This is a genomic window from Streptomyces sp. NPDC046759 (assembly GCF_040645475.1).
Classification (GTDB): Bacteria; Actinomycetota; Actinomycetes; order Streptomycetales; family Streptomycetaceae; genus Streptomyces.
The window spans coordinates 1-24963 of record NZ_JBEYYJ010000005.1; the positions used below are offsets into that span (position 1 = coordinate 1).

Consider the following 24963-nt stretch of genomic DNA (forward strand, 5'->3'; position numbering starts at 1 on the left):
ACCACGTACTGGATCGCGGGCTTGTCCACGACCGGCAGCATCTCCTTGGGAGTGGCCTTCGTCGCCGGAAGGAACCGGGTCCCGAGGCCTGCCGCCGGGATGACGGCCTTGGAAATGGCGGGGCGGGAAACCATGCGGTGCTCGTCTCTCTCGTTCTGCACGTCAGGCGCCGATGAGGCCACGCTCACCGGTCGGCTGCAGCGGAATGTGCGCCTTGGTGAGGGCGGCCGGTGCGGGTGCCGGAGTCCGCTCGTCCAGGGGTACGACGGCGGGGGCGGCCTCCTGGCCGAGGAACAGCCGGCGCACCACGCGCTCCGCCGCCTTCCCGTCGTCGAACTGCACGAACCGCGCGCGGAACGCAGCCCGCAGCTCGGCGGACTTGCTGCTGTTCCAGGCGCCGGATCGGAACGCCTCGATCAGCTCGTCCTCCGTGGTCGCGGTCGCGCCGGGAGTCTCGCCCGGATTCCCGGAGAGGACGTCGAAGTAGACGCCGCGGGCCTTGCGGTAGACCTCCCAGTCGTCCGCGTAGGTGACGATCGGGCGGTCGAGGCACGCGTAGTCGAACATGATCGAGGAGTAGTCCGTGATCAGCGCGTCGGCGGCCAGGCAGAGGTCCTCCACCACCGGGTACCTCGACACGTCCTTGATCAGGCCGCGCTCCTGCAGTGCCTCCAGGCGGGGGTCGCCGCCGTAGAAGTAGTGCGTACGCACGAGGACGACGTAGTCGGGGCCCAGCTCGCGGCAGAACCGCTCCAGGTCGATGCGGGGCACGTAGCCCTTCTGGTAGTCGCGCACCGTCGGGCAGTAGAGGATGGCGGTCTTGCCCGGCTCGATGCCGAGTTCACGGCGGATCCGCAGGACGTCGTCGCCGGTGGCCCGGAAGTAGACGTCGTTGCGCGGGTATCCGTACTCGACCGCCTCGAACGCGCAGGGGTAGACCCGCTCCCAGATCTCCGTGGAGTGCTGGTTGGAGGTGAGGCTGAGGTCCCACTTGTCGGCCCGCTCCAGCATCTTGGCGAAGCTCATGTTCTTGGCGGCCGCCGGGAACTTCTGCTGGTCGATCCCCATCTGCTTGAGAGGGGTGCCGTGGTGGGTCTGCAGGTGGACCTGCTCCGGGCGCTTCACGAAGTTGTTCGGGAAGTTGACGTTGTTGACGAGGTACTTGGCGCGTGCCATGACCTCCCAGTAGCGGGGCGAGTTCGCCACCACGTAGTCCACGCCCGCGGGCACGCTGTCCACCGCATCGCGCTTCACGATCCAGACGCCGTGGACGTTCGGGGCGAGTTCCTTCGCCTTCTGGTAGATGGCGGCCGGGTTGCAGGCGACGCCGCGGTTCCAGTAGGCCGCGTAGACCGCGAGGTTCTCGTCGACGGGGCGGCGCAGGTGCAGCTGGTACAGCCGGTTGTAGGCGGTCTTGCCGAGCTTGGTCTTGACCTTGACGGCCCGCTGGATCACCTGGCGGCGGGTGTTGCCGGCGGCCGTCACCGCCGCGTACGCCGTGTACGAACCCCGCTCCAGCAGCTGGAACCGGACGCCCTGCGAGCCCTCCGGCACGACGAAGCCCTTGGGCTTGAAGCGCTTGTAGTTGGCGGCCGAGAGCTTGAAGAACTCCGCGCGGTCCTTGGGGACGATGCGGTCCTCACGGGCCAGGGTGAACAGGTAGTGGCTGGCCGCGCGCTCGAACAGCAGCGCCCGGACCGGCTCCAGGTGGGGGCGCTCGTCGAGGAACTCGAAGAGGCGCGCGTACTGCTCGAAGATCCCGAAGTGCTTGCGGCCGGGCGTGCGCATGGAGTTGCCCTGGCGGCGCTGCCGGTACTCGACGCAGACGTGGTCGGTGGCGGCGATGCGCTCCGCGGTCAGCATGGTCTTGTAGACCATGAGGGCATCCTCGTAGATGCCGTCGGTGAAGGTGAAGTTGTGGTCGTCGACGTAGAACTGGCGGCGGTAGGCGCGGTTCCACACCACGGCGAACATGTTGAGGTACTCGGGCCGCTCCAGCGCCGTGAACACGTCCGTGCCGGCCTCGGCGAGCATCTCGCCGGCCGCGCTCGCCTGCACCCGGTTGTTCCAGTAGGTGCGGACGTGATTGAGGAGCAGAATGTCTGGATTGCCCGTGACCTCGAGGCGGTCGGCTATCGCCTGCAGGGCGCCTTCGGCGAGGGTGTCGTCGCTGTCGAGGAACAGGATGTACTCGCCGCGGGCCTTCAGCGCACCGGCGTCCCGCGCCTTTCCGATGCCCCGGTTCTCCTCGAAATGCACCGGTATCACGCGGTCGTCGAGGGCGGCGTACTCATCGAGTATGCGGCCGCAGGAGTCCGGCGAGTGGTCGTCGATGGCGACGATCTCGAAGTCCTCGAAGGACTGGGACAGAATGGAGTCCAAGCACGCGCGAAGATATCCCTGAACTTTATAAACGGGGACGACCACGCTTATTTTCGGCGAAGCGCTTCCATTCGCGAGGGGCATGCTTGGAGCTCCTGGGCTGTCGGTCAGAGTCAAGCGCCTCCCGCTGCTGACCTGCGGCGGGAGGCGAGAGGCACAAGGGGTGCTAGGTTAAGGCTCGTTTAAGCCTACCCTAACGCGACTCCGGAGCCGTTCTTACTGCGGCTGCTCCGCCCCTGGTCAACCGGGTTGTGGCAAGACTCACCCAAGTCTCAACTGTCCTTTTCAGGCCAGAACGTCCTTGTAGTAGATACTCGCCCTCTTGCTCTGGTCCGTGTCGGACGTGTAGGAGGCGAAGCCGCTGCAGAGGCGGACCGCTTGGGGGTTGCCCGGGTCGGGGATCTGGATGGCCATGCCCTCGGGCTCCCGGTAGAGCAGGGTGTAGGCGGCCTTGGTGAGCTTCTGCTCCACGAGGGAGCCCGTGTTCCAGTCCACAGTCGTGATGTAAGTGTTGCCGTTCGGCGACACCGAGCCGTCGCTGCCGTACGCCGAGCCGGCCAGGAGGTAGAGGTAACTGCCGTAGCTCGCGAAGCCCTGGAAGGTGTCGGTGTAGCCGGGCTGAAGGTCGGCGGGCTGGGCCACGTCGGCGAGGGTGGTGCGGCCTCCTGCCTTGAAGGCGGCGAGGTCGTACAGACGGAAACGGAAGGCGCCGCCGACACGGCAGCGGACCGCGAGCCGGTTGTTGACCGGGTCGACGGTGCAGGTGGTGCGGTCGACGCCGCTTTCCAGGGTGTACTGGGTGAGCGCGGGGGAGCCCGCGGTGAGCACGGTTCCGTTGGCGAATTCGAACCGGGCGATCCGGTCGCCCCATCCGGTGTAGGTGCCGTCGGAGTTCGCGGTGCGAACGTTGTGCGTCTCGGTCCACAGGTAAGTGCCGGAAGTGGTGGATTCGACACCGATCTGCACGCCGTGCCCGAATCCACGGAGATACATGGTGCCGAGAATGCGCCCGGAGGTGTCCAGGCGCGTCAGGCACAGGTCGCCGTTGGCCTCACGGTCGGCGCCCGAGTAGGTCTGCGTCTCTCCCGGGAGCTGGAGCCCGCCGTCGACCAGCTGCACGGTGAAGAGGTGCCCGCGGGTGTTGTCGAAGGCGAAGGACTGCAGGACGCGGGTGCCGGTCAGGTCCACCTCGCGCAGGAGCGAGGTGGAGGCGGCGGTCAGATCGAACCGCTTGCTCGCGGTGACCGAGCCGGGAGTGGTGTCGTTCTGCGGCGTACGGCGGGAGCGCGTGACGCCCTCCGCCACGCCGACGGCCACGGCCGGAACGGCTGCAGCGCCGATGACGGCGCCTCCGGCACGCAGAAAGCGTCTGCGGTCGAGCATGGTGATGGAGCCCCCCAAGAGCCGAAAAGAGAAAAGGCCAATGTCCGCGCCTTTGGCGCGCAAATGGGACATGCGGGGCCAAGGGGGAGCTGGCTGGATTGCTGGCCGGTAATTAAAGCAGGTGTTAATCGATCACGGTAGCGAGGTGGGAATCATCCATTCCGTTGGTCATGGCACCGCAAAGCTTCCCCCAAGGCGATGATGATCTTTGGTGGGGCGTAAGCCGGTTTGGTGAGTTATGACCTAGTTAAGCAACTGGTTAATCTCCGGCCTGCGTGTGTTCGCCATGTGTTGGCCTTGTGCTGCCTCCGTACCGCGGACCCGCTCTTTTTGACCGTTTGTGGTCGATATTCGGCCAGAGGGGTGGGGGTTCGTGATGCGTGCGTCGTACAGACGCGGCTTCGTCGTAACGGTCTCCGGTGCGTTGTTGTCGGCTCTCCTGTCGGCCCCGGCGTTCGCCGCGTCCGTCGCCGTGGCCAAACCGAAGGACAGGACCGTCAGCGTGCCGGCGCGCAAGGGCGAGAAGGTGCCCGCGCAGCAGGCGGAGCCGACCATGAGCAAGGCGCCGAAGGTCGCCTGGCCGAAGGGGGTGACCGCCAGGGTCGACCTCGCGAAGGCCAAGGCGGGGCATGCTCAGGCCGTGTCGCCGTCGGGCGCCGTCGTCGATGCTCAGGTCGGCACCGCCGCGGCCAAGTCGGCCGTGGTGTCGGTCCAGACCCCGACGGCGGTGCAGATCCGCACCGCCGGTCTGGCCCCGCAGTCCGCGTTCGCGCTCGGCCAGAAGGCCGCCAAGGACGCCGTAACCGCGGGCAAGGGCCTCGGTTTCACCCCGTCCGGGGCCGCTCCCGGCGACGTCGACGTGCAGGTTCTGGACCGCACGAAGATCAAGTCGATCGGCGGCGTGGGCATGGCCGTGCGCCTGACCCGCAAGGACAAGAAGCCCGCTCCCGGGCCGGTCGGTGTCACCATCGACTACAACGCCTTCAAGAACGCCTACGGCGGTGACTTCGCCTCCCGGCTGCGCCTGGTGCAGATGCCGGCGTGCGCGCTCACCACACCGAAGAAGCGCGGCTGTTCCCCGGACACCCGCCGCTACCTCCCGGTCCACAACGACGTGAAGTCGGGCAAGCTGACGGCGACGGTGTACGCCGACGCGGACCCCACCGCGACGGCCGCCGCCCCGAAGACCGGCATGGCGATGATGTCGGCGGCCACCACGTCGACGGTGACGGCGGTCACGACGAGCTCCTCGTCGGACGACGGTGACTACCGGGCCTCGACATTGAGCCCGAGCGGCAAGTGGGACGTGTCGACCGGTTCCGGGGCGTTCACCTATGACCTGCCGGTCACCCTGCCCAAGGCGCCCTTCGGCGCGACGCCCGACCTGGCCCTGTCCTACAACTCCCAGTCTGTCGACGGTCGCACCTCCGCGACCAACAACCAGGCGTCCTGGGCAGGCATGGGCTGGGACCTGAACGTTGGCTACATCGAGCGCAAATACAAGAACTGCTCGCAGGACGTCAACAACACCGTGGGCGACATGTGCTGGCAGTCGCCGAACCACAGCCTGGAGCCGGACGGCGCCGAGTACACCATCAGTCTCAACGGCGTCGACTCGGCGCTCGTCCAGGACGGCAACGGCACCGGCTCCTACCACGTGCAGGACGACCCGGGCTGGCGCGTGCAGCACCTCACCGGCGGTCACGGCGCGGACGACGAGTACTGGGTGATCTCCTCCCAGGACGGCATGCGCTACTACTTCGGCTGGGGCCGCGCCGAGCGCACCGGCGACGCCACCCACTCCGTGCTCACCGTCCCGGTGGCCGGTGACGACACCGGCGAGCCGTGCCACTCCCAGTTCCCGGAACCCTGCACGCAGGCCTGGCGCTGGAACCTGGACCGCGTGGTCGACCCCAACGAGGTCGAGAACGCCTACTTCTACGACAAGCAGACGAACTACTACCGCTCGGTCATCAACACCGACAAGGCGCGCCAGTACGACGCAGCCGGCTACCTGACCCGCATCGAGTACGGCTGGGCCTCCCAGATCCCCGGCGCGAAGCTCCCCGCCAAGGTCGAGCTGTCGCACGTGGGCCGGTGTGTGGAGCGGATGAGCTACGACGACCCGCTGGGCAAGGAGCCGCCGGCCTGCCCGGGCATCTCCTCCAACGCCAGCTCCTACCCCGACGTGCCCACCGACCTGATGTGCGACGGCACCTCGGCGGACAACTACTGCGCGGGCAAGACGTACTACCCCACGTTCTTCACCACCGACATGCTGTGGGACATCAAGACCTACGTCAGCGACGACGGCGGCACGACGTGGGACCCGGCCATGCAGTACCAGATGAAGTACGGCCTGCCCGATCCATCCGGCTCCGTGGGCAAGACCCTCTGGCTCGACTACGTCCAGCGCAAGGGCTACGGCGACGGCCTCGACCAGCGTCTGCCGGTCATCAACTTCAACGGTGAGTGGCTGGACAACCAGGTCGGCAAGTCCACCCTCAACTTCCGCCGTGTCACCAAGGTCTACGGTGACCTCGGTTCGGTCACCAGCGTCACCTACGGCCAGCCGGACGCCTGCGACATCAACAACCTGCCGAGCGAGTCGTCCAACACGGAGGACTGCTTCTGGCAGAAGTGGACGCCTGAGGGCGCCTCGAGCCCCTCGTCCGGCTGGTTCAAGAAGTACCTGGTCACCCAGGTCGACGAGGACCCTGGTGTCGGCAAGGGTGCGAACAGCGACGGCGACCCTGTCATGACCACCCGGTACGAGTACCACGGCGGCGGAGGCTGGCGGTTCACCAACGACCCGCTGACGCCGGACTCCGATGAGACCTGGTCCGACTGGCGCGGTTACCAGCAGGTCGAGGTCTTCACCGGTACCAAGAGCAACGCGGCCTCCACCTACCACTGGCTCTACCGGGGCCTGGACGGCGACCGCACCGACAAGAACGACTCCTCCAAGACCCGCAGCGTCTCGGTCACGGACGGATTCGGCGACTCCTGGACCGACTCCGCCTGGCTGGCCGGCAACACCCTGGAGACCTCCCAGAGGGACGGCGACGGCAACTCGCACGAACGCGTCCGCAAGGAGTACTGGGTCCACGACACCGCCCACTACGACGGCCTGCCCGACGCGCGCTTCGTCCGCGACAGCAAGACCACGACGGACACGCTGACCTCCCAGGGCTGGCGCGAGAGCGTGGTCAACGACGAATACGACGACACGTCGTCCACCAGCACCACCTACGGCCTGCCCCTGCGCACCAACGACTGGGGCCAGGTCAACACCGACGACAACCGTTGCACCACCTATGGCCGCGCGTACAACACGTCGAACTTCCCCAACTCCGACGTCAAGCGCTGGATGGTCTTCCAGGACGAGGAGCGCCACTACGCGGCCGACTGCGCTGACCGTTCCTCGGCCAACCAGGACTCGTACAAGGTGACCCTGTACGACGGGTCGGCCTCGGTCGCGGACAATGACACCGCGCTGGTCGACGGGAACGCCACCGAGCAGGACGTCTACACCGACGCCGACCCGGCGAACGCCCGCAAGACCTGGACGGACTACGACGGCGCCGGTCGCGTCGTCGCCACCTACGACGGCAAGCGACAGAAGATCACCACGACCTACTCGCCGACCACGACCTGGCCGACCGACGGCGTCACGGTGACCACACCCGACCCGGACGACAACAGTCCGGCGGCCAACGGCCCGGCCACGCCGCAGACCACCACCACCTGGTACTCGCGGCTTTGGGGAACGCCGTACCGCATCCTCGACCCCAACGGCCACACCACGCGGATCGTCCTCGACTCCGTGGGCCGCACCAGTCAGGTCTTCAAGGCCACGGAGATCGGCAACTACCCCAGCGGCCACCCGTCGATCCAGTTCAGCTACGACGTCCCGACCGGCCCCAACAGCGACGGCGTGCCCGACACGGTGACCGGTCCCGCCAAGGTGACCACCGGCGTCCTGCAGTCCGGCTCGACCTACGTCAATTCCTACGAGTACCTCGACGGGCTCGGCCGCACGCGCGAGACCCAGACGACGGCGCCGGGCGGCACCGGCCGTGACGTGGTCTCCACCCGCTACGACACGTCGGGCAACGTCACGGGCACCTCCGCGATGTTCTACAACTCCGGCAAGGCCGGCGTGGACGGCATGGTCCTGCCTACGGTGGCGGACCTGCCTTCCTACACCGACCCGGTCATCGACTGGGACGGCCGGACTACGGAGACCCGGACCCTGGTCCACGGCGTCCTCCAGGCGGCGGGCCACACCCGCACGTACTACTTCGGCGACTACACCACCACGGTCCCGCCCACCGGTGAGCGCACCGACACGTACACGGACGTCTTCGGACAGACCACGAAGATCGTCCAGCACGGTCCGATCGGAGGGATCACCACGTCGTACACATACACGCGCAGCGGCCAGCTGAAGACGATCACCGACACCAAGGGCAACGTCACCACGTACGGCTACAACTGGGCCGGTGACCGGACCTCGGTGGTCGACCCTGACGCCGGATCCTCCTCGACCAAGTACGACGAGAACGGCAAGGTGAGCAGCACCACCAGCAACGGCACGACGCTGACGTACGGTTACGACCACCTCCAGCGGCAGAAGACGGTCTCCGAGACGACCTCGGCGGGCAGCACCCTCCTGTCGGAGTGGAACTACGACTCCGCCACCGGCGGTGTGGGTCGACTGGCCGCGTCGACGGCATATGTGAAGGGCAAGGCCTACACCGAAGCCGTGACCAGCTACGACGCGCGTGGTCGTGCGGAGAACAAGACGTACACCATCCCCGACGACGGGTCCGGCCTCGCCGGCACCTATACGTTCGGCTACGGCTACGACCTCGCCGACCACGTGACGTCGGTCACCTATCCCAAGGTCGGTGACCTCGCGGTCGGGCAGCTCCCCCAGGAGACGGTCACCACCTCCTACACCGACCAGGGACAGCCGTCCAAGGTCTCCTCCGCACTGGCCACCTACCAGGCGAACATCGGCTTCGACCTCCTGGGCCGCCTCAACGGCCGCGCGTACGGCACGAGCGGCGGCACCGACACCACGGCGAACCGCGCCTACACCTACGACGACAGCAACGGCAGCGGCGCGCTGTCCAACATCAAGACCACCGAGACGACCGGCACCACGACCAAGACGGCGCAGGACGACACCTACACGCGCGATCTCGGCGGCCAGGTCACCGGCGTCACGGACGCCGTGGCCAAGCAGAGCGAGTGCTACACGTATGACGAGCTGAACCGGCTCACCCATGCGTGGACCACCGAGGCCACCGACGGTTGTTCGGGCGCGGCCACGCCGGACCTGAGCAGCAGCCTCGACCCCTACGACCAGTCGTACACGTACGACGACCTCGGCAACCTGATGTCCGTCAAGGACACCACGGCCGGCGGGTCGACGACCAAGTCGTACACCTACCCCGGCTACGGCTCCACGTACACTCCGGGCAAGGCCCATCCACACGCGGTGACCCAGGCGGGCTCCGACAGCTACACCTACAACGCGTCGGGTCAGATGGACACGCGCACGGTGAACGGCGTCAGTTCGAGCATCGACTGGAATCCGCAGAACCGGGTCAGCCAGATCACCCAGCACAAGTCGGGCGGCGACGAGGTGTCGACCTACGTGTACGACACGGACGGCAACGTGTTGCTGCGCACCTCGCACGACGAGAACGTCCTGTACCTGGACGGCCAGGAACTGCACAAGGCCAACGGCATCGGCGAAGGGGTCAAGGCGACGCGTCTGTACAGCGCCGCCGGCACCACCGTCGCCATGCGCGAGGGCGACGGCTCCGATCACGGCAAGCTGACCTGGCTCATGGACGACACACAGGCGTCCACGGTTCTGCTGATCGGCATGGGCGGGGCGATCACCCGACGGCGATACACCCCGTTCGGCAAGGAGCGCAACGTGGGCAGCGGAGACCTGCCGGCCGACCTCGACCGGGGCTTCCTCGGCAAGCCGGAGGACGACAGCACGTCCCTGTCCATCGTCGGTGCCCGCATGTACGACCCGTCTCTGGGCCGGTTCATCAGTCCCGACGAACTGAACGACCAGACCGATCCGCAGAACCTGTCGGCCTACAGCTACGCCGACAACAACCCGGTCCGCTACATGGACCCCTCGGGCCTGGGCCTGGCCTGCGGCGGCTCGGACCCGGCGTGCCCGAAGCACAACCATGACGGCACGATCAAGACGACCAAGAAGCACGGCTCGAAGGCCAGTCACGGCAGTCACAAGATCGGCGGGCTCGGAACGGTCGACAAGAAGACGTACCACTGGCTGACCGACTCCAAGAACGGGCTGGGCTACAAGCCGTCGTACGGCAGCTGGGACCACTTCCTGGCCGAGAAGATCGACCCTGCCAAGCTCCAGATGGCCCGGACCTTCAAGCGCTGCCTGGCAAAGGGAAGTTCCGACGCCTCCTGTGTCTCCAAGGCGCAGAGCTCCGGCGATGACGGAGGCGACGAAGGAACGATGAGCGACACGACCACCCAGTGGGTCCAGGGAACGGCCGCTGTCGCCGGCACCCTGTTCTTCGTCTGTGAGGCGACCACTCTGGGGGCGGGTACCCCGTTCTGCGGGGCCGGCGCCGTCGGCCTCTACGCGGGCGTGGTCCTGGCAGCAGGAGTTGCCACCACGGTGGACAGCTGTGCACAGAAGGACTGGGGTGACTGCGCGGCCGGAGTCGTGGGGCTGGTGGCCGGAGGAAAGGAATGGGTCTCGGCCGGGCAGGCCCGAGAAGCCTGGGGCACCGTCCAGCGAGGGGGAACGGCCGCCTGGAACCAGGTGAGTTCGGGCGCACGCTCTGCATGGAGTTCCGTCTCATCGCTATGGCAATGACGGTCGGCACGTAAGATGACCGGGGGCTTCTCGTTTACGGGAAGCCCCCGGTCATTGTGTGAAAAGGTTTTCCCTGTTCGAGGAGGTGTGGCAGGTTTGAAGGCGAATGCGACATTGCTGCCGGTGGTCGCGGCCGGTGTACGTGAGAATCTCGTCGGTGTTGCGGTGGGAGTTCTGATGGAGGCATTGATCCTCTCCACCTCGGACAGTCTCCGGCTCAGCGGGAATTCCGGGCGGGTGCAGCTCGTCGGTCTGGTTGCCGCGGCCGCCCTGTGGAGCTGCAACGTTCTGGCGGGACGCCGCAGCGAGGTGAAAGCACATGCTGCTGCCGTGGAAATAGAGGACGTCCATGTCCTCGTGGGTCAGGAGGCGGCCAGGCGTCGGACCATGCGGCGCAGTCAGGGGCGGGTGGCCGTCTTTGTCGCGCTGTTCTCCGTCGTCTGCGGATATCTCTTCCGCCTCCCCCTCCTGTCCCTGCTCGTCCCGGTCGTCCTGTTTATTTCCCTCGTGCATGCCTGGCGAATTTCCGTATGGGAGCGCCGCCATCGCGTGGTGCTGTGGAAGCCCTCACTGGCAGAGGTGGGGCGCGAAGAATGGCGGCGTTCGCCTTTTTATTCGACGCCGAAGTGACGCGCACCGGTCCGACCACCGCAGTCCGCGCCGGGAGCCACCGTCCACGTCGTGAGCGGACTGCGCGGGCGTCGTCGGTTCTCGCGTAGATTGGCCGCATGGACCAGCCCAAAAAGCGCGCTGGTCAGGCGGCCTGAGGTATGTGGGGAAGCGCGTGTCAGCGGCAGCGGAGTACGAAGCAGAGGCGGCCCAGGGCGCTCGGCCGGGGACTGCGGGGCCACAGGGGCGACAGCGTCGGGCCGTACATGAAGCCCGCAGGATCGTCGTCAAGGTCGGCTCCTCCTCCCTGACCACCGCCGCCGGAGGCCTCGACGCCGACCGTGTCGACGCACTCGTCGACGTGCTCGCCAAGAGCCGCAGCGGCGGGGAGAAGGAGATCGTCCTCGTCTCCTCCGGTGCCATCGCCGCCGGACTCGCCCCGCTGGGCCTGCGCCGCCGCCCGAAGGACCTCGCCCGGCAGCAGGCCGCCGCCAGCGTCGGCCAGGGGCTGCTCGTCGCCCGCTACACCGCCTCCTTCGCCCGCTACGGCGTCCGTGTCGGCCAGGTGCTGCTGACCAGCGACGACATGAGCCGCCGCGCCCATCACCGCAACGCCTCCCGCACCCTCGACAAGCTGCTCGCGATGGGCGCGTTCCCGATCGTCAACGAGAACGACACCGTCGCCACCGACGAGATCCGCTTCGGCGACAACGACCGCCTCGCCGCGCTCGTCGCCCACCTCGTCCACGCCGATCTCCTCGTCCTCCTCTCCGACGTCGACGGCGTCTACGACGGCGACCCCGGCAAGCCCGGTACGTCCCGGATAGCGGAGGTGAAGGGGCCGGAGGATCTCGCGGGCGTCGAGATCGGCAGCGCGGGCAAGGCCGGCGTCGGCACCGGCGGGATGGTGACCAAGGTCGAGGCCGCCCGGATCGCGGCCGCCGCCGGCATCCCCGTGGTCCTCACCAGCGCCGTGCACGCGGCGGAGGCGCTGAGCGGCGGCGACACCGGCACCTACTTCCACCCCGCCGGCAAACGCTCCGCCGACCGACTGCTGTGGCTCCAGCACGCCTCCACCCCCCAGGGCGCGCTGACCCTGGACGACGGCGCGGTGGACGCCGTCGTCACGCGGCGAAAGTCGCTGCTGCCCGCCGGAATCGCCGCCGTGGAGGGCGACTTCAGCGCCGGCGATCCCGTCGAGCTGCGCGACACGGCGGGCCGCGCGGTGGCCCGGGGACTCGTCAACTTCGACGCCAAGGAGATTCCCCGGCTGATCGGGCGCTCGACCCGTGAGCTGGCCCGGGAACTGGGCCCCGCGTACGAACGCGAGGTCGTACACAGGGACGACCTGGTGCTTCTGCACGCGTAACACTCGCAAAACCGCTCGTAAAACGGGGCGTAAGGACCGCCCCCGGTGGGGGACGTTCCGTAAAACCGCCCCGCGGTGCCGTAGGGCCTGCTCAACTTTGTGTCAGGACACGTTTCCGAGTGCTGGGTGAAGGAGGCCGTCGTGAGACGAGTGCGCCCTGGGGTGACAACCCGCGGTGCTCTGACGAGCGTCGCGGCCGGGGACGCCTACGAGGAGCCCAAGGACCTGCCCCGGCTGTGGCACGTCACGCTCAGCGTCTCCGGGGAGAACGTCCCCCTGCCGGACCTGCGCCGTGCCCTGGAGCAGCTGGCCCACGACCACCCCTTCCTCCTGACCAGCAGGTATGCCACCGACCACGCCGAGATCAGGTACTGGGAAGAGGCCCGCGACCTGCACGACGCCGCCGCCGTCGCCCTGCGCCTGTGGGGCGAGCACCGGCAGAGCGCCGGGCTGCCCGCCTGGGAGATCGTCGGCCTGGAGGTCATCGACCGTGAGACCTACCACCAGCGCATCGCCGAGGGCTACGGCCCCGCCCCCGCGACTCCCGTCGGTGTCCACCCCTTCTGAACCGCGCGCCTCGGAACCGCGCGCCTCGGAACCGCGCGCCTCGGAACCGCGCGCCTCGGAACCGCGCGCCTCGGAACCGCGCGCCTCGGAACCGCGCCCCGCGGTACCGCTGAACCGCGCCCTTCCGATTCCCGCCCCCCGGCTCCCGGTGCCGGTGCCGGGCCGCGCCCCGGCGCCCCGGGCCAGCCCGGTAGGTTCGGCGGGACGCATGTGGATCATGCGTCTCTGCTCACCAACCGCTACACAAGGGGGACCATGGGACAGCACACCATCGGCCGGCGAGGGATCCTGCGGGCCGCGGGCGGTCTGGGGATCGCCGCGTCGGGCATGGGGGCCGGGTCGGGCACGGCGTCCGCCGCGATCGCCGCCTCGCCGCGCTTCGACCTCACCGCGCCGTCGTACGACCTGTTCCGCGGCCGGCAACTGCACGACGACACCGTGCAGCAGGGCTTCGCCTTCGACAGCGTCAACAAGCGCCTCTTCGTCGCGCAGCGACGCAACGGCAGCGGTGAGACGTCCGGTGACCTCTGCATCACCGAGCTGGACTTCGCCGGCAACCGCGTCTCTGCCATGCACCTGACGGGCTTCGGCCACGGCGTCGCCTTCGGCGTCGAGCCGCGGGGCCGCGACAGCTGGCTGTGGACGGAGGTGGACGCCAACAACAACGGCTACGGCACCCGGCTCGGCCGCTTCAGGTTCGTGCGGGGCGGCTCCCTGTCCCACACCTCTTCCGCGATCCAGAAGTACCGGCCGGTGGCGAGCGGCGTGGAGTTCACCTGCTCCGTCGACCAGGTACACGGCATCATGGTCGTCCGCCACCAGAAGAACGGCGCGAAGTACATCGCCGCCTACCGGATGAGCCAGGCCTCCGCGGGCGACTTCCGCAGCCCGGTGGCGTACTTCAAGCAGCCCTCGATCCCGGGCACCGCGCAGGGGTACACCTCCTACGGGCGCTACCTGTACTACCTCACGGGCAACGCCTACTCCGCGAGCAACCCGCGGCCCGGGAACACCCGCATCACCTGCGTCGACCTCGATTCGGGGGCCGTCAAGCAGGGGCCGGTCCTCACCAAGGCGGGCGAGAGCCTCTCCTACCGCGAGCCGGAGGGGCTGGCCGTCCACCGCACCGACTCGGGTCAGGCCCGCCTCTTCCTGGGCTTCGCCTCCGGCACCGCGGGCGACCGCCGCTCGAACCTCTTCTACAAGAAGGCGCTGATCTGAGCCCTGTGACCGGGCCCCGTGCCGCCGGGCCCCGTGCCCCCGGGATGCCGGTGGCACGGAGCTCGCACGACCCTCGGTGACTCGCCGGCTCGGCCCGTCTCGGCCTCCGGGACGGTTGCCGTCCCCGTCTGCAGGCGCACTACCCTGCGTGTATGACCACGCTCTCGCCGTACGACTCGATGTCCCCGGTCACCCAGGCCGCCTACCGGGCCAAGGCCGCCGCCGCCGACCTCGCGCCGCTGCCGCGAGCCGTGAAGGACGACGCGCTGCTCGCCATCGCCGACGCCCTCGAGGTCCGGACGAGCGAGATCGTCGAGGCCAATGCCAAGGACGTCGCCAAGGCCCGGGAGAACGGCACCAGCGAGGCCATCGTCGACCGGCTCACCCTCACCCCGGAGCGGGTCCGCGCCATCGCCTCCGACGTCCGTGACGTGGCGAAGCTGCCCGACCCGGTCGGCGAGGTCGTCCGCGGCTCCACCCTTCCCAACGGCATCGACCTGCGTCAGGTCCGGGTCCCGCTGGGCGTCGTCGGCATCATCTACGAGGCCCGTCCGAACGTGACCGTGGACGCCGCCGCCCTCTGCCTGAAGTCCGGCAACGCCGTCCTGCTGCGCGGCTCCGCCTCCGCCTACGAGTCCAACACCGCCCTCGTCCGGGTCGTCCGGGACGCCGTCGGCGGCGCCGGGCTGCCCGCCGACGCCGTCCAGCTGGTGCCCGGCGAGAGCCGCGAGTCCGTCCGCGAGCTGATGCGCGCCCGCGGCCTGGTCGACGTCCTCATCCCGCGCGGCGGCGCCTCCCTGATCCAGACGGTCGTCAGCGAGTCGACCGTCCCGGTCATCGAGACCGGCACCGGCAACTGCCACGTCTACGTCGACGCGCACGCCGACATCGACATGGCCATCGACATCCTGATCAACTCCAAGGCCCAGCGGGTCAGCGTCTGCAACGCGGCCGAGACCCTGCTCGTCCACCAGAACATCGCCCCCGAGTTCCTGCCGCGCGCCCTCGACGCCCTCGCCGAGGCCGGCGTCACCGTGCACGCCGACGAACGCGTGATGGCCTACGCCGAGGACTCCAAGGCGACGGTCGTGGAGGCGACGGCCGAGGACTGGGAGACCGAGTTCCTCTCGTACGACATCGCCGCCGCGGTGGTGGATTCGCTCGACAAGGCCGTGGAGCACATCCGGCTGTGGACCTCCGGTCACACCGAGGCGATCGTCACCACCTCCCAGCAGGCCGCCCGCCGCTTCACCCAGCTGGTCGACTCCACCACCGTCGCCGTGAACGCCTCCACCCGTTTCACCGACGGCGGTCAGTTCGGTTTCGGCGCCGAGATCGGCATCTCCACCCAGAAGCTGCACGCCCGCGGCCCGATGGGTCTGCCGGAGCTGACCAGCACCAAGTACATCGTCACCGGTGACGGCCACGTGCGGCCCTGAGGTCCACGCGTCCGGCCGTACAGCGGGAAGCCGGCGGGTGGCCGGAACGGCGTCTCACCAGTCAGACGAATTTCCATACTGTCTGCCCAAATTGACCCCCCGGGACTACTCTGGACCCGTGCCGGAGGACGTGGGGGGCACGCCGTTCCCTGACGGCTGGGAGCCCGACGACGACCACGACCACGGGGTATCGGACGAAGAGTTCGCCTCCGTGGTCTTCGACGAGGCCTTCGTACGGGCGGCCACGGTCCACGAGCCGACCGCCGTCGAACGCCTCCTTGCCGCCGCCCAGGCCAGAGCCGAGGCGGCCTCCGAAGCGGAGGCCCGCCGCGCCCACGCCCGAGGTGAGCACTACGACGACGCCTACGGGCCCGAGGGCACCGATTTCGGCCAAGATCTGGACGAGGACGAGCTGGAGGACACCTACGTCCTCGGCGACCGGCACCTCCGGGGATACGGCAAGCAGGTCCGCTGGCACCGGCCGGTGGCCTGGGTGCTGGCCGTCGTGATGGGCATCGGCATGGTCGCGCTGGCCTTCGCCGCCGTCTACCGGGGCGGCTCCGCCGGCACCCGTGACGGGGTTCCCCCGCCCGCCCCTACGGGCCTGGAACAGGGCAGCGCCGCCGCGCCCTCCGTCTCCGCCGACACCTCCCAGCCGGCGGCCTCGGCCATCCCGCGCTCGCCCTGAACACCCGCTCCCATTCTTGGTGAGCACCTGTCAGAAGTTGTCGTGTAGCAGGGCGTTTACCTGAGGCCCACGCGACCTACTCTGAAAGTATGGGCGGGCCTGGAGACCCACCGGAGGGCACACCCGAGGGCGGCCCCGGAGGTGGAGAGGACGAGTACCGATCCGTCGTGTTCGACGAGTCGTTCGTTCGTGCTGCCCGCCTCCAGGAGTACTCCGCCGAGGAGCGGATGGCCGACCACGCGCCCGCCGTGCGCCGCCGCCCGCCCCTGCACCGCGGACTCACCCGGCAGGCCCTGATCCTCGTCGTGCTGATCGCCGTCGCCTTCGGCACGGCGGTCTACATGGGCGTCCGCCATCCCTACAGCTCCCTGCAGGCCCGGCGCCCCGTCGAGCCCCTGCGGATGACGGTCATCCCGCTCGCCCCGACCGGCAAGGTGCCCGGCACCACCGGCGCCACCGGTGCCACCCCGACCACCGCCGCCGAGAGCCTGTACGCGCACAGCCCCGCCGCACAGTACGAGGTCGGCGCGGAGGGCATACCGCTGCCGGCCGCCCGCAGCACCCCCCACTTCTCCGACAGCCAGGTCGTCGCCGCGCTCACCACCGCCAAGGACTACCTCGTCCGCTCCTCGCTCGACCCCGAGGTGCTCACCGGCCGCCAGGCCGGCCCCGCCCGGTCCCTCATCGACGCCGACCAGCTCGACCAGTTCGACCAGAGCTTCGACCATCCGGCGACGGACGGGCGGCACGCCCCCACCGGCTGGCTGGTGCGTCTCGACCCGTCCCGCGCCCAGCTCGCCGACGACCGGATCCGTGTCCAGGGCGACCTGCAGGCCACCGAGACCGACGCGGACACACTGGAGGTCGCGGCCGACCACACCTTCGTCTACGCCCTGCGCCCCACCGGTGCCGCGGCGAACGCGCAGGTGTCACTCTTCACGGTCCGCCGCGAGCTGACCTTCCGCTTCACCCGCGACGACCTGCGCACCCACCAGGTCCAGATGGTCACGTCCTACGTCCAGGCGGGCCCCCTCGCCTGCGCCGAGGACTCCGCCTCCTACTTCCGCCCCCTCCTGGCAGGCCAGACGGCCCGCTCAGGCGGGCCCGCGGGCACCAACCCCTACGAGACGGACAGCCCCACGGCCCTGTGCGGAACGCTGGCCACTGGGGCTGAGCCGAACGTGTGAGCGGGCGTCTTCAGCGCCCGCGGGGGTGAACGGGGGCCACGGCGGGCGTGCGGGGCCGTTTCGGGCGGCTGAGGTCACGGCGAGTGGGTTTCGGGTGGCCGGGGGAGTGGGTGGTGGTCTCCGGGCGGCCGGGGTGAGCACGGCCGGGCGGCCGGGCATCGCCACTACCGGAAGAACCGGCAACCCGCTCGCTACCGGAAGAACCGGCAACCCGCTCGCTACCGGAAGAACCGGCAACCCGCTCGCTGCCGGAAGAACCGGCAACCCGCTCCGCCGCAGGCACTCCGGTTCCCCGGACAGGACACCGGCCCGGCTTGTCCGAACACCGGCCCGTGCCCCCTCCGGCCACTCCGACGGCTCCGACTCCGCCCTTCGCCGTCCGCCCCGCTCCGGGTCCGTTACGACGAGAGGTGACGAGGCCGCCGTAGGCCGTGCCCTACCCCTCGCTCGCGGTGCCCGCCGGGCCCTCCTGCGCCGGGGGCGGGCTCCGGAAGCCGTCGAAGCCGCGGCGGACCCGGCCGCCCAGGTCGCCCGCACCGTCCGCCAGGTCCGTGACCAGCTTCATCAGCGGGTCCTTCGAGGTCTTCACATCGCTCGCGTAGCTGGCAGCCGACTCGCGGAAGGAGTCGCTGACCGACGCGTCCTTGTCCTCGTCGCGACGCGGGTAGTGGCCGTCCATGATCCGCTGGTAGTCCCGGGACTCGGCCCACTTCTTCAGCTCGGCGGCCCGCACGGTGGTGAACGGATGCGAGCGGGGCAGCACGTTCAGGATCTTCAGCACGGAGTCGCGCAGATCGCCCCCGGAGTCGTACTCCTCGGCCTGCTCCAGGAACGCGTCCACGTTCATCTCGTGCAGGTGGTTGCCGCCCGCGATCTTCATCAGTCCGCGCATCGAGGCCTGGAGGTCCTGACCCACGAGCAGCCCCGCCCGGTCCGCGGACAGCTCCGACTTGCGGAACCACTCCCTGAGCGCCGTGACGATCGCCATGATCGCGAGGCTGCCCAGCGGGATCCAGGCCACCTTCACCGCGAGGGTGGTCAGGAACAGCAGGATCGTGCGGTACACCGAGTGACCGGACAGCGCGTGGCCCACCTCGTGCCCGACGACGGCCCGCATCTCCTCCTCGTCGAGGAGCTCCACGAGCCCCGTGGTGACGACGATGATCGGCTCGTCCAGGCCGATGCACATCGCGTTCGGCTGCGGGTCCTGCGTGACGTACATCGGCGGGACCTTCTTCAGGTCCAGGATGTAACAGGCGTCCAGCAGCATGTCGTGCAGATGCTGGAACTGCCGCTCGGAGACGCGCACCGAATCGGACAGGAACAGCAGCCTCAGGCTCCGCTCGGGCAGCAGCCCGCTGAGCGCCTTGAAAACGGTGTCGAAGCCGCTCAGCTTGCGCAGCGCGACCAGGGCCGAGCGGTCGGCCGGATGTTCGTAGGCACGCGAGGAGATCCCCGGGAAGCGCCTGCGCTGCCTGCTCGGCACGCGCTCGTGCCCCGTCTGCTGCTGGCCGTCGTCGGACATGTCTTCCCCCAAGTGCGTGTGAGTGCCCACTGTGCCCCCGAGGCGGGACCCAGCCTAGGCGGAGATACCGTGGACGGGCAGTACAGCCGAAGGAGTCCATTCATGGAGCACCATCCCGCAGCCGCCCGGCTGACCGAGGCCGCCGCGAACGCCGTCCACCAGCACGGGTCGGGCAATCTGCTCCGCATCGTCCTCGTCGTGATGGTCCTGGGCTGTGCACTGACCGCCTGGTTCCTGATGAGCGGCTACAAGCGGAAGGACGACTGACAGCCGGCGAAAGTTCCGCGGAGGTCCCAACGGCGGAGTCGCCGTGATCGCCGTCGGGGCGCCCGCATACGATGAGCCGACATCTTTATCCCGCCCACACGCGTTAGGTCCTGCCGAAGATGAGCCTTCACAGCGCCGCAACCCAGCTGGTCACCCTCGCCGAAGCCGAAGGCGGCCACCACGACAGCCTCAACCCCGCGGTCACCGGCGGCAGCGCCCTCGCCATCCTGCTGCTCCTGCTGTGGATCACCACCCGCTTCAACCGCGACCGCTGAGCGGGGACGCCGTCCCCGGCCGGACGCCGGAAGCCGGGCCGGTAGGGTCTGCACGCATGGGAGAGCAGGACATGCCTACCGGCCCGGCGTACGAGAGCGCCGACGACACGGTGAAGCACCCGCAGTACCGGCAGCACCAGCCGGGCCACGGCCCTGCCCGCACGGGCAAGCGGCGCCTGGGCGTCATGGGCGGAACCTTCGACCCGATCCACCACGGGCACCTCGTGGCGGCCAGCGAGGTCGCCGCCCAGTTCCAGCTGAACGAGGTGGTGTTCGTGCCCACCGGCGAGCCGTGGCAGAAGTCCCACCGCAAGGTCTCCCCGGCCGAGGACCGCTATCTGATGACCGTCATCGCGACCGCCGAGAACCCGCAGTTCTCCGTGAGCCGCATCGACATCGACCGCGGCGGGCCCACCTACACCGTGGACACCCTGCGCGACCTGCGTGCCCTCAACCCCGACACCGACCTGTTCTTCATCACCGGCGCCGACGCCCTCGCCCAGTTGCTGACCTGGCGCGACAGCGAGGAGCTGTTCTCCCTCGCGCACTTCATCGGTGTCACCCGGCCCGGCCACCATCTGACCAACCCCGGCCTGCCGGAAGGCGGCGTCTCGCTCGTCGAGGTGCCGGCGCTCGCCATCTCCTCCACAGACTGCCGTGCGAGAGTCGCCAAGGGCGAACCCATCTGGTACATGGTGCCCGACGGAGTCGTGCGCTACATCGACAAGCGCGAGCTGTACCGCGGCGAGTGAGCCGAGAGGGGCACCGGTGAACGACCGATACGACGCGGGTGACGCCGGCCACGGCGCAGGCCCGTACGAACTCGTCGGCTACGACGAGTACGGCCAGCCCGTGTACCGGCAGATCCCGGCACAGCAGGCACCGCAGGCGCGGCAGGCCACCTACGACCCGTACGCACAGCGGCAGGGCTACGGCTACGACCCGTACGCCACCGGCCAGCAGCCGTCGGTGCCCTCCTACGACCCGGGCAGCCCCGCAGCGGGGTACGACCCCTACGGATCCCAGGCCCCGTACCACCCCTACGACACCGGCACGCAGTACACCGGGGGCTACGACCCCTACGGGCAGGCCGCGAGCACCGGGCAGCAGCCGCGGGCCGCCGAGCAGACCGCCCACATCCCGCAGCAGGCCGGCCCGTCGACGGGCCCGCACGCCCCGGCGGACACCGGGGAGGCGGACGACGAGGGTGAACAGGACCACCGCACGGGGCAGTTCGCGTTCGCCGAGGAGCCGGACGGCGACTCCGAGGACGTCATCGACTGGCTCAAGTTCACCGAGAACCGCACCGAGCGCCGCGAGGAGGCCCGCCGCCGCGCCCGCAGCCGGATCATCGCCCTCCTGGTCGTCCTCGCCCTCGTCGCCGTCGGCGGCGTCGGCTACCTGTGGTACGCCGGAAAACTCCCCGGCCTGTCCTCCCCGGGTCCCAAGCCCGGAGCGGCCACGCCGGTCAGCGCCCAGAAACGTGACGTGATCGTCGTCCACCTGCACAACACCGCCAAGGGCGGCACCTCCACGGCGCTGCTGGTCGACAACACCACCACCAAGCAGGGCAGCACCGTGCTGCTGCCCAACTCCCTCGCCCTCAGCGGCGACGACGGCTCCACCACGACCCTCGCCAAGTCGGTGGCGGACGACGGCTCCTCCGGCACCGTCGACCAGATCGACACCGTCCTCGGCACCGACATCCAGGGCACCTGGCGGCTCGACACCCCCTACCTGCAGAACCTCGTCGACCTGGTCGGCAACATCGACCTCGACACCAACACCGACGTGCCCGACCCGGACTCCAAGAAGAAGGGCGCCGAACCGATCGTCCACAAGGGCAGCGACCAGACCCTCAGCGGGAAGATGGCCGTCGCGTACGCCACCTACCGCGCCGCCGGTGAGCCCCAGAACGCCCAGCTGGAGCGGTTCGGCCAGGTCATACAGGGTGTGCTGCGCAAGATGTCCTCCGACCCGTCGTCGGCCACGACCACGGTGCAGACCCTCGCGCAGATCCTCGACCCGCCGCTCACCGACAAGGACCTCGGCACCTTCCTCGCCAAGCTCGCCGAACTCGCCAAGGGCGGCGCCTACAAGACCGCCCTGCTGCCCGTGCAGGCCGACGGCACCCTGAGCGCCCGGACCAGCGGCAGTGTGGTGAGGGACATCCTCGGTGGCACCGCCAAGAGCCCCGACGCCGGCTCCGCGCTACGGGTCTCCGTGCAGAACGCCACCGGCGTGAAGGACGACAGCGAGAAGGCCCGCGTGGTGCTGCTCAACGGCGGCTTCACCTTCCTGGAAGGCGGTACCGCCTCCGGTACCCGGGCCGCCTCCCAGGTGGTCTACTCGGACGCGTCCCACAAGTCGGACGCGGTCGAGGTCGCCAAGACGCTCGGCCTGCCCGCCGGCTCCGTGGCCAAGGGGACCGTCTCCTCCGGCGCCGACGTCTCGGTCGTCCTCGGCCAGGACTACAAGCCCGCCGGCTCCTGACCGGGCCCGCGCACCCCACGTGGCACCGTAATCACGTGGGGTGCGCCCGGCGGTCCGTGAGACCCTTGAGGTCCAGTGACCGCCGACGGAAAGCTTCGTAGTGACCGCCACCGACCGTTCCCTCGAGCTCATCAGCACCGCCGCCCAGGCGGCGGCCGACAAGCTCGCCCACGATGTCATCGCCTACGACGTCAGCGACGTGCTGTCGATCACCGATGCCTTCCTGCTGGCCTCCGCGCCGAACGACCGCCAGGTCAGGGCCATCGTCGACGAGATCGAGGAGCGCCTGCTGAAGGAACGCGGCGCCAAGCCGGTGCGCCGCGAGGGCGACCGCGAGTCCCGCTGGATCCTGCTCGACTACGTCGACATCGTCGTCCACGTCCAGCACAGCGAGGAGCGGGTCTTCTACGCCCTGGAGCGGCTGTGGAAGGACTGCCCCGAGCTGGAGCTGCCCGCCGACGCCAAGGCCACCCGCGGGAAGGCGGAGGAGCACACCAAGCTGCAGGCCGCCGAGGCCGAGCAGGAGCCGGGCGGGGAGTGGTGATGAGCGCCACAGGCGAGGTGACCGACCGCAGGAGCCGCGGCCGCCGCATCATCCTGTGGCGGCACGGCCAGACCGCCTGGAACGTGGAGCGCCGCTTCCAGGGCAGCACGGACGTCGCGCTGACCGAGACCGGCCTCGGCCAGGCCCGCCGCGCCGCCCGGCTGCTCGCCTCCCTGGGTCCGGACGCGATCGTCTCCTCGGACCTGCAGCGGGCAGCGGACACGGCCGCCGAGCTGGCCGCCCTCACCGGCCTCGACGTCATCCGCGAGGAGGGCCTGCGCGAGACCTACGCGGGCGTCTGGCAGGGGCTGACGCACGAGGAGATCATCGTCCGCCACGGCGAGGAGTACGCCGCCTGGAAGCGCGGCGAGGCGGTCCGCCGCGGCGGCGGCGAACTGGAGACCGAGGTCGCCGACCGTGCCGCCCCCGTCGTGCTGCGGCACGTCGAGAAGCTGCCCGAGGACGGCACGCTGGTCGTCGTCAGCCACGGTGGCACCATCCGCACCACCATCGGCCGGCTCCTCGGCCTGGAGGCCTGGCACTGGGAGAGCCTCGGCGGCCTCTCCAACTGCTGCTGGTCCGTGCTCGGTGAGGGCGCCCGTGGCTGGCGCCTGCTGGAGCACAACGCCGGGACCCTCCCGGAGCCCGTCCTGGGCGACGACGACTGAGCCGCGGACGGCTCGCGGACCCCGGATTTCACTTTCTGGCAGGTCACAGGCTAAAGTTCTTCTTGTTCGCCCCGCCGAGCGGGGCGGACAAGACATGCGGCTCCGCCGCGTGGCACGAGGGGCTATAGCTCAGTTGGTAGAGCGCCTGCATGGCATGCAGGAGGTCAGGAGTTCAATTCTCCTTAGCTCCACTGATCGACACTCTGTCGAGTGTCAAGGATCGGTGATGAAGGTCCCGCCCCCCAGGGGGCGGGATTTTCTGTTGTTGCAGGCCGACCGGCCACAGCTGCTCTCTCCGTTCTTCGTGGCCCTCTGGGACCGGCCCACGGCGGAGGCGGTGACGGTGGCACCTGCCGGCGAGGGGCGCCCGGCTCGGTCAGCTGATCGGTGTCGCGTCTTTCGGCACACTGTTCCTGGACCGGCTTGAGTCTCTCGGCGCCGTGCGCGCGTATACCTCTGCGGAGGCGTTCTCGGTGTGTGCGGGCGCAGGTCGCGACGGCGGCGGCGGACGCCGTGTCCGGACTGGTACTGAGGCGTCGCTGACCGTATTGCTCCGGCCGTGGCAGAATCAAACGGCCGGAAGGGGGCGCGGCCCGACGGGAGGGAGTAGCGATGCCTGCGAGCATCCTTGGGGAGGGCGGCCACCTCCTCGGTGCGGCGTTGATACGGGACACGACCACCCGGCTCAGCTGCCCTTCCTGCGGTTCCGCGCATGTGGCCCAGGTTCTCGGCGACAACGGCGGAATCTCCTACGTGTGCACGGCCTGCGGCCACAGCTGGAGCTGATCGATGGGTGCACACAGGCGAAAGTGCGACTGGTGTGGCAGCGGTACGCCGATCGTCCGTGACATGGAGCCGATCAATCCCGACTACCAGTACTGGTGCGAGGAATGCGCGCGGGCGCTGATCATAAAAGGCGACCCGATCGAGACGTACCGGGAACTGGAGGGCGAGCCGATCTACGGCCGCCTTCTGGAAGAGCACTGCACGCTCAAGCGGTTCTACTCCTTCGTGACGGCCTGACGCCGCTCGGACCCCCGTGGCGCCCCGGCAACGATGTCCGGGGCGGCACCAGGAGCGGCACGCCGGCTGCAGCGCGGAGTGCCGAAAGCGTCAATCCCGGGGCACTTCGGTGCAATTCGGGCCACCCTGCCCGATGTGGCGTCCACCACTGAGGGCCGCCGCGCAGGGCCTGCTCGGCAGTGCCCTCGGTGCGCCTTCCCGCCAGGTCCGCGGGCCGTGGACCTCGCGAGCACCGTCGCGGAAACGGACATCGGCCCCATACCGTGTCGAGCCTGAAACCGATTTGGTGCTGTGCCCCCGGGCCTGTAATGTTTACGTCGTCGCCGGGGGAACCGGGCGGGACAACAAAACAAGGGGCTATAGCTCAGTTGGTAGAGCGCCTGCATGGCATGCAGGAGGTCAGGAGTTCAATTCTCCTTAGCTCCACAGAAGTC

General features: G+C 69.2%; 20 protein-coding genes, 2 tRNA genes and 1 pseudogene. 19 read left to right on the top strand and 4 right to left on the bottom strand.

Features of this window, described 5'->3' with window-relative positions; translation table 11 throughout:
- From ABZ919_RS08340 to ABZ919_RS08350, 3 genes are all read right to left on the bottom strand, one after another.
- Nucleotides 1–134: sugar phosphate nucleotidyltransferase (locus ABZ919_RS08340; protein ID WP_361244913.1), on the bottom strand; the 134-nt coding region annotated here is incomplete at its 3' end.
- A 28-nt stretch (nt 135–162) separates the two neighbouring features.
- Nucleotides 163–2466 carry a CDP-glycerol:glycerophosphate glycerophosphotransferase gene (locus ABZ919_RS08345; protein WP_361244112.1) on the bottom strand — a complete coding sequence of 768 codons (2304 nt, stop codon included), beginning with the start codon at nt 2464–2466 and terminating at the stop codon, nt 163–165.
- Nucleotides 2467–2667: 201 nt separating this feature from the next.
- A complete protein-coding gene (locus tag ABZ919_RS08350; protein WP_361244113.1) occupies nt 2668–3765 on the bottom strand; it encodes a Tat pathway signal sequence domain protein in 1098 nt (365 codons plus the stop codon).
- Nucleotides 3766–4141: 376 nt separating this feature from the next.
- Between ABZ919_RS08350 and ABZ919_RS08355 the strand changes: the two genes are divergently transcribed.
- From ABZ919_RS08355 to ABZ919_RS08390, 8 genes are all read left to right on the top strand, one after another.
- A complete protein-coding gene (locus ABZ919_RS08355; RefSeq protein ID WP_361244115.1) occupies nt 4142–10654 on the top strand; it encodes an RHS repeat-associated core domain-containing protein in 6513 nt (2170 codons plus the stop codon).
- Between the two features lie 87 nt (nt 10655–10741).
- On the top strand, nt 10742–11284 hold the full coding sequence (locus tag ABZ919_RS08360; protein ID WP_361244117.1) for a hypothetical protein: 543 nt from the start codon (nt 10742–10744) through the stop codon (nt 11282–11284).
- A 259-nt stretch (nt 11285–11543) separates the two neighbouring features.
- Nucleotides 11544–12632, top strand: a complete 1089-nt coding sequence (proB, locus tag ABZ919_RS08365) for a glutamate 5-kinase (protein ID WP_361244915.1) — start codon at nt 11544–11546, stop codon at nt 12630–12632.
- A gap of 141 nt (nt 12633–12773) precedes the next feature.
- Nucleotides 12774–13199 carry a hypothetical protein gene (locus ABZ919_RS08370; RefSeq protein ID WP_361244119.1) on the top strand — a complete coding sequence of 142 codons (426 nt, stop codon included), beginning with the start codon at nt 12774–12776 and terminating at the stop codon, nt 13197–13199.
- 255 nt (nt 13200–13454) lie between these two features.
- Nucleotides 13455–14420: a teichoic acid biosynthesis protein C gene (locus ABZ919_RS08375; RefSeq protein ID WP_361244120.1), complete on the top strand. Its 966-nt coding sequence runs from the start codon at nt 13455–13457 to the stop codon at nt 14418–14420.
- Nucleotides 14421–14572: 152 nt separating this feature from the next.
- Nucleotides 14573–15859 (top strand): glutamate-5-semialdehyde dehydrogenase, encoded by a 1287-nt coding sequence (locus ABZ919_RS08380; protein WP_361244122.1) that lies wholly within the window; start codon nt 14573–14575, stop codon nt 15857–15859.
- Between the two features lie 91 nt (nt 15860–15950).
- The gene (locus ABZ919_RS08385; protein ID WP_361244124.1) at nt 15951–16547 is read left to right on the top strand and encodes a hypothetical protein; all 597 of its coding nucleotides are present in this window, start codon (nt 15951–15953) and stop codon (nt 16545–16547) included.
- An 89-nt stretch (nt 16548–16636) separates the two neighbouring features.
- On the top strand, nt 16637–17734 hold the full coding sequence (locus ABZ919_RS08390; protein ID WP_361244126.1) for a hypothetical protein: 1098 nt from the start codon (nt 16637–16639) through the stop codon (nt 17732–17734).
- Nucleotides 17735–18170: 436 nt separating this feature from the next.
- Here the strand turns inward: ABZ919_RS08390 and ABZ919_RS08395 are convergent, their stop codons facing one another.
- Nucleotides 18171–19259, bottom strand: coding sequence for a M48 family metallopeptidase (locus ABZ919_RS08395; protein WP_361244128.1), 1089 nt, complete (start codon nt 19257–19259; stop codon nt 18171–18173).
- A 102-nt stretch (nt 19260–19361) separates the two neighbouring features.
- Here ABZ919_RS08395 and ABZ919_RS08400 point away from each other — a divergent pair, with 102 nt between their 5' ends.
- The 11 genes and pseudogenes from ABZ919_RS08400 to ABZ919_RS08450 all read left to right on the top strand — a co-directional run bounded on the left by ABZ919_RS08400 (nt 19362) and on the right by ABZ919_RS08450 (nt 24955).
- On the top strand, nt 19362–19526 hold the full coding sequence (locus tag ABZ919_RS08400) for a hypothetical protein (protein WP_361244130.1): 165 nt from the start codon (nt 19362–19364) through the stop codon (nt 19524–19526).
- 119 nt (nt 19527–19645) lie between these two features.
- Entirely contained in the window at nt 19646–19801 is a 156-nt protein-coding gene (locus ABZ919_RS08405; protein ID WP_361244133.1) for a hypothetical protein, read from the top strand.
- A 56-nt stretch (nt 19802–19857) separates the two neighbouring features.
- A complete protein-coding gene (nadD, locus tag ABZ919_RS08410) occupies nt 19858–20553 on the top strand; it encodes a nicotinate-nucleotide adenylyltransferase (RefSeq protein ID WP_361244135.1) in 696 nt (231 codons plus the stop codon).
- Between the two features lie 16 nt (nt 20554–20569).
- Complete coding sequence (locus tag ABZ919_RS08415) at nt 20570–22294, top strand: LCP family protein (protein WP_361244137.1); 1725 nt, start codon at nt 20570–20572, stop codon at nt 22292–22294.
- 100 nt (nt 22295–22394) lie between these two features.
- Complete coding sequence (gene rsfS / locus ABZ919_RS08420; RefSeq protein ID WP_361244139.1) at nt 22395–22838, top strand: ribosome silencing factor; 444 nt, start codon at nt 22395–22397, stop codon at nt 22836–22838.
- Nucleotides 22838–23506 (top strand): histidine phosphatase family protein, encoded by a 669-nt coding sequence (locus tag ABZ919_RS08425; RefSeq protein ID WP_361244141.1) that lies wholly within the window; start codon nt 22838–22840, stop codon nt 23504–23506. Before rsfS ends, ABZ919_RS08425 begins: the two co-directional genes overlap by 1 nt.
- Before the next feature lie 118 nt (nt 23507–23624).
- Nucleotides 23625–23697 (top strand) — tRNA-Ala (locus tag ABZ919_RS08430).
- Nucleotides 23698–23871: 174 nt separating this feature from the next.
- Nucleotides 23872–24049, top strand: a pseudogene (locus ABZ919_RS08435) (MFS transporter); the annotation flags it as partial.
- A gap of 69 nt (nt 24050–24118) precedes the next feature.
- Nucleotides 24119–24292, top strand: a complete 174-nt coding sequence (locus ABZ919_RS08440) for a hypothetical protein (protein ID WP_158920519.1) — start codon at nt 24119–24121, stop codon at nt 24290–24292.
- A gap of 3 nt (nt 24293–24295) precedes the next feature.
- Complete coding sequence (locus ABZ919_RS08445; protein ID WP_006136074.1) at nt 24296–24529, top strand: hypothetical protein; 234 nt, start codon at nt 24296–24298, stop codon at nt 24527–24529.
- A gap of 353 nt (nt 24530–24882) precedes the next feature.
- A tRNA-Ala gene (locus tag ABZ919_RS08450) sits at nt 24883–24955 on the top strand.
- Nucleotides 24956–24963 lie beyond the last annotated feature (8 nt).

Coding starts and splice junctions, on each gene's coding strand:
- ABZ919_RS08345 (WP_361244112.1), bottom strand. CDS start 2,466: ATGCCCCTCGCGAATGGAAGCGCTTCGCCGAAAATAAGCGTGGTCGTC.
- ABZ919_RS08350 (WP_361244113.1), bottom strand. CDS start 3,765: ATGCTCGACCGCAGACGCTTTCTGCGTGCCGGAGGCGCCGTCATCGGC.
- ABZ919_RS08355 (WP_361244115.1), top strand. CDS start 4,142: ATGCGTGCGTCGTACAGACGCGGCTTCGTCGTAACGGTCTCCGGTGCG.
- ABZ919_RS08375 (WP_361244120.1), top strand. CDS start 13,455: ATGGGACAGCACACCATCGGCCGGCGAGGGATCCTGCGGGCCGCGGGC.
- ABZ919_RS08380 (WP_361244122.1), top strand. CDS start 14,573: ATGACCACGCTCTCGCCGTACGACTCGATGTCCCCGGTCACCCAGGCC.
- ABZ919_RS08390 (WP_361244126.1), top strand. CDS start 16,637: ATGGGCGGGCCTGGAGACCCACCGGAGGGCACACCCGAGGGCGGCCCC.
- ABZ919_RS08395 (WP_361244128.1), bottom strand. CDS start 19,259: ATGTCCGACGACGGCCAGCAGCAGACGGGGCACGAGCGCGTGCCGAGC.
- ABZ919_RS08400 (WP_361244130.1), top strand. CDS start 19,362: ATGGAGCACCATCCCGCAGCCGCCCGGCTGACCGAGGCCGCCGCGAAC.
- ABZ919_RS08405 (WP_361244133.1), top strand. CDS start 19,646: ATGAGCCTTCACAGCGCCGCAACCCAGCTGGTCACCCTCGCCGAAGCC.
- nadD (WP_361244135.1), top strand. CDS start 19,858: ATGGGAGAGCAGGACATGCCTACCGGCCCGGCGTACGAGAGCGCCGAC.
- ABZ919_RS08425 (WP_361244141.1), top strand. CDS start 22,838: ATGAGCGCCACAGGCGAGGTGACCGACCGCAGGAGCCGCGGCCGCCGC.
- ABZ919_RS08440 (WP_158920519.1), top strand. CDS start 24,119: ATGCCTGCGAGCATCCTTGGGGAGGGCGGCCACCTCCTCGGTGCGGCG.
- ABZ919_RS08445 (WP_006136074.1), top strand. CDS start 24,296: ATGGGTGCACACAGGCGAAAGTGCGACTGGTGTGGCAGCGGTACGCCG.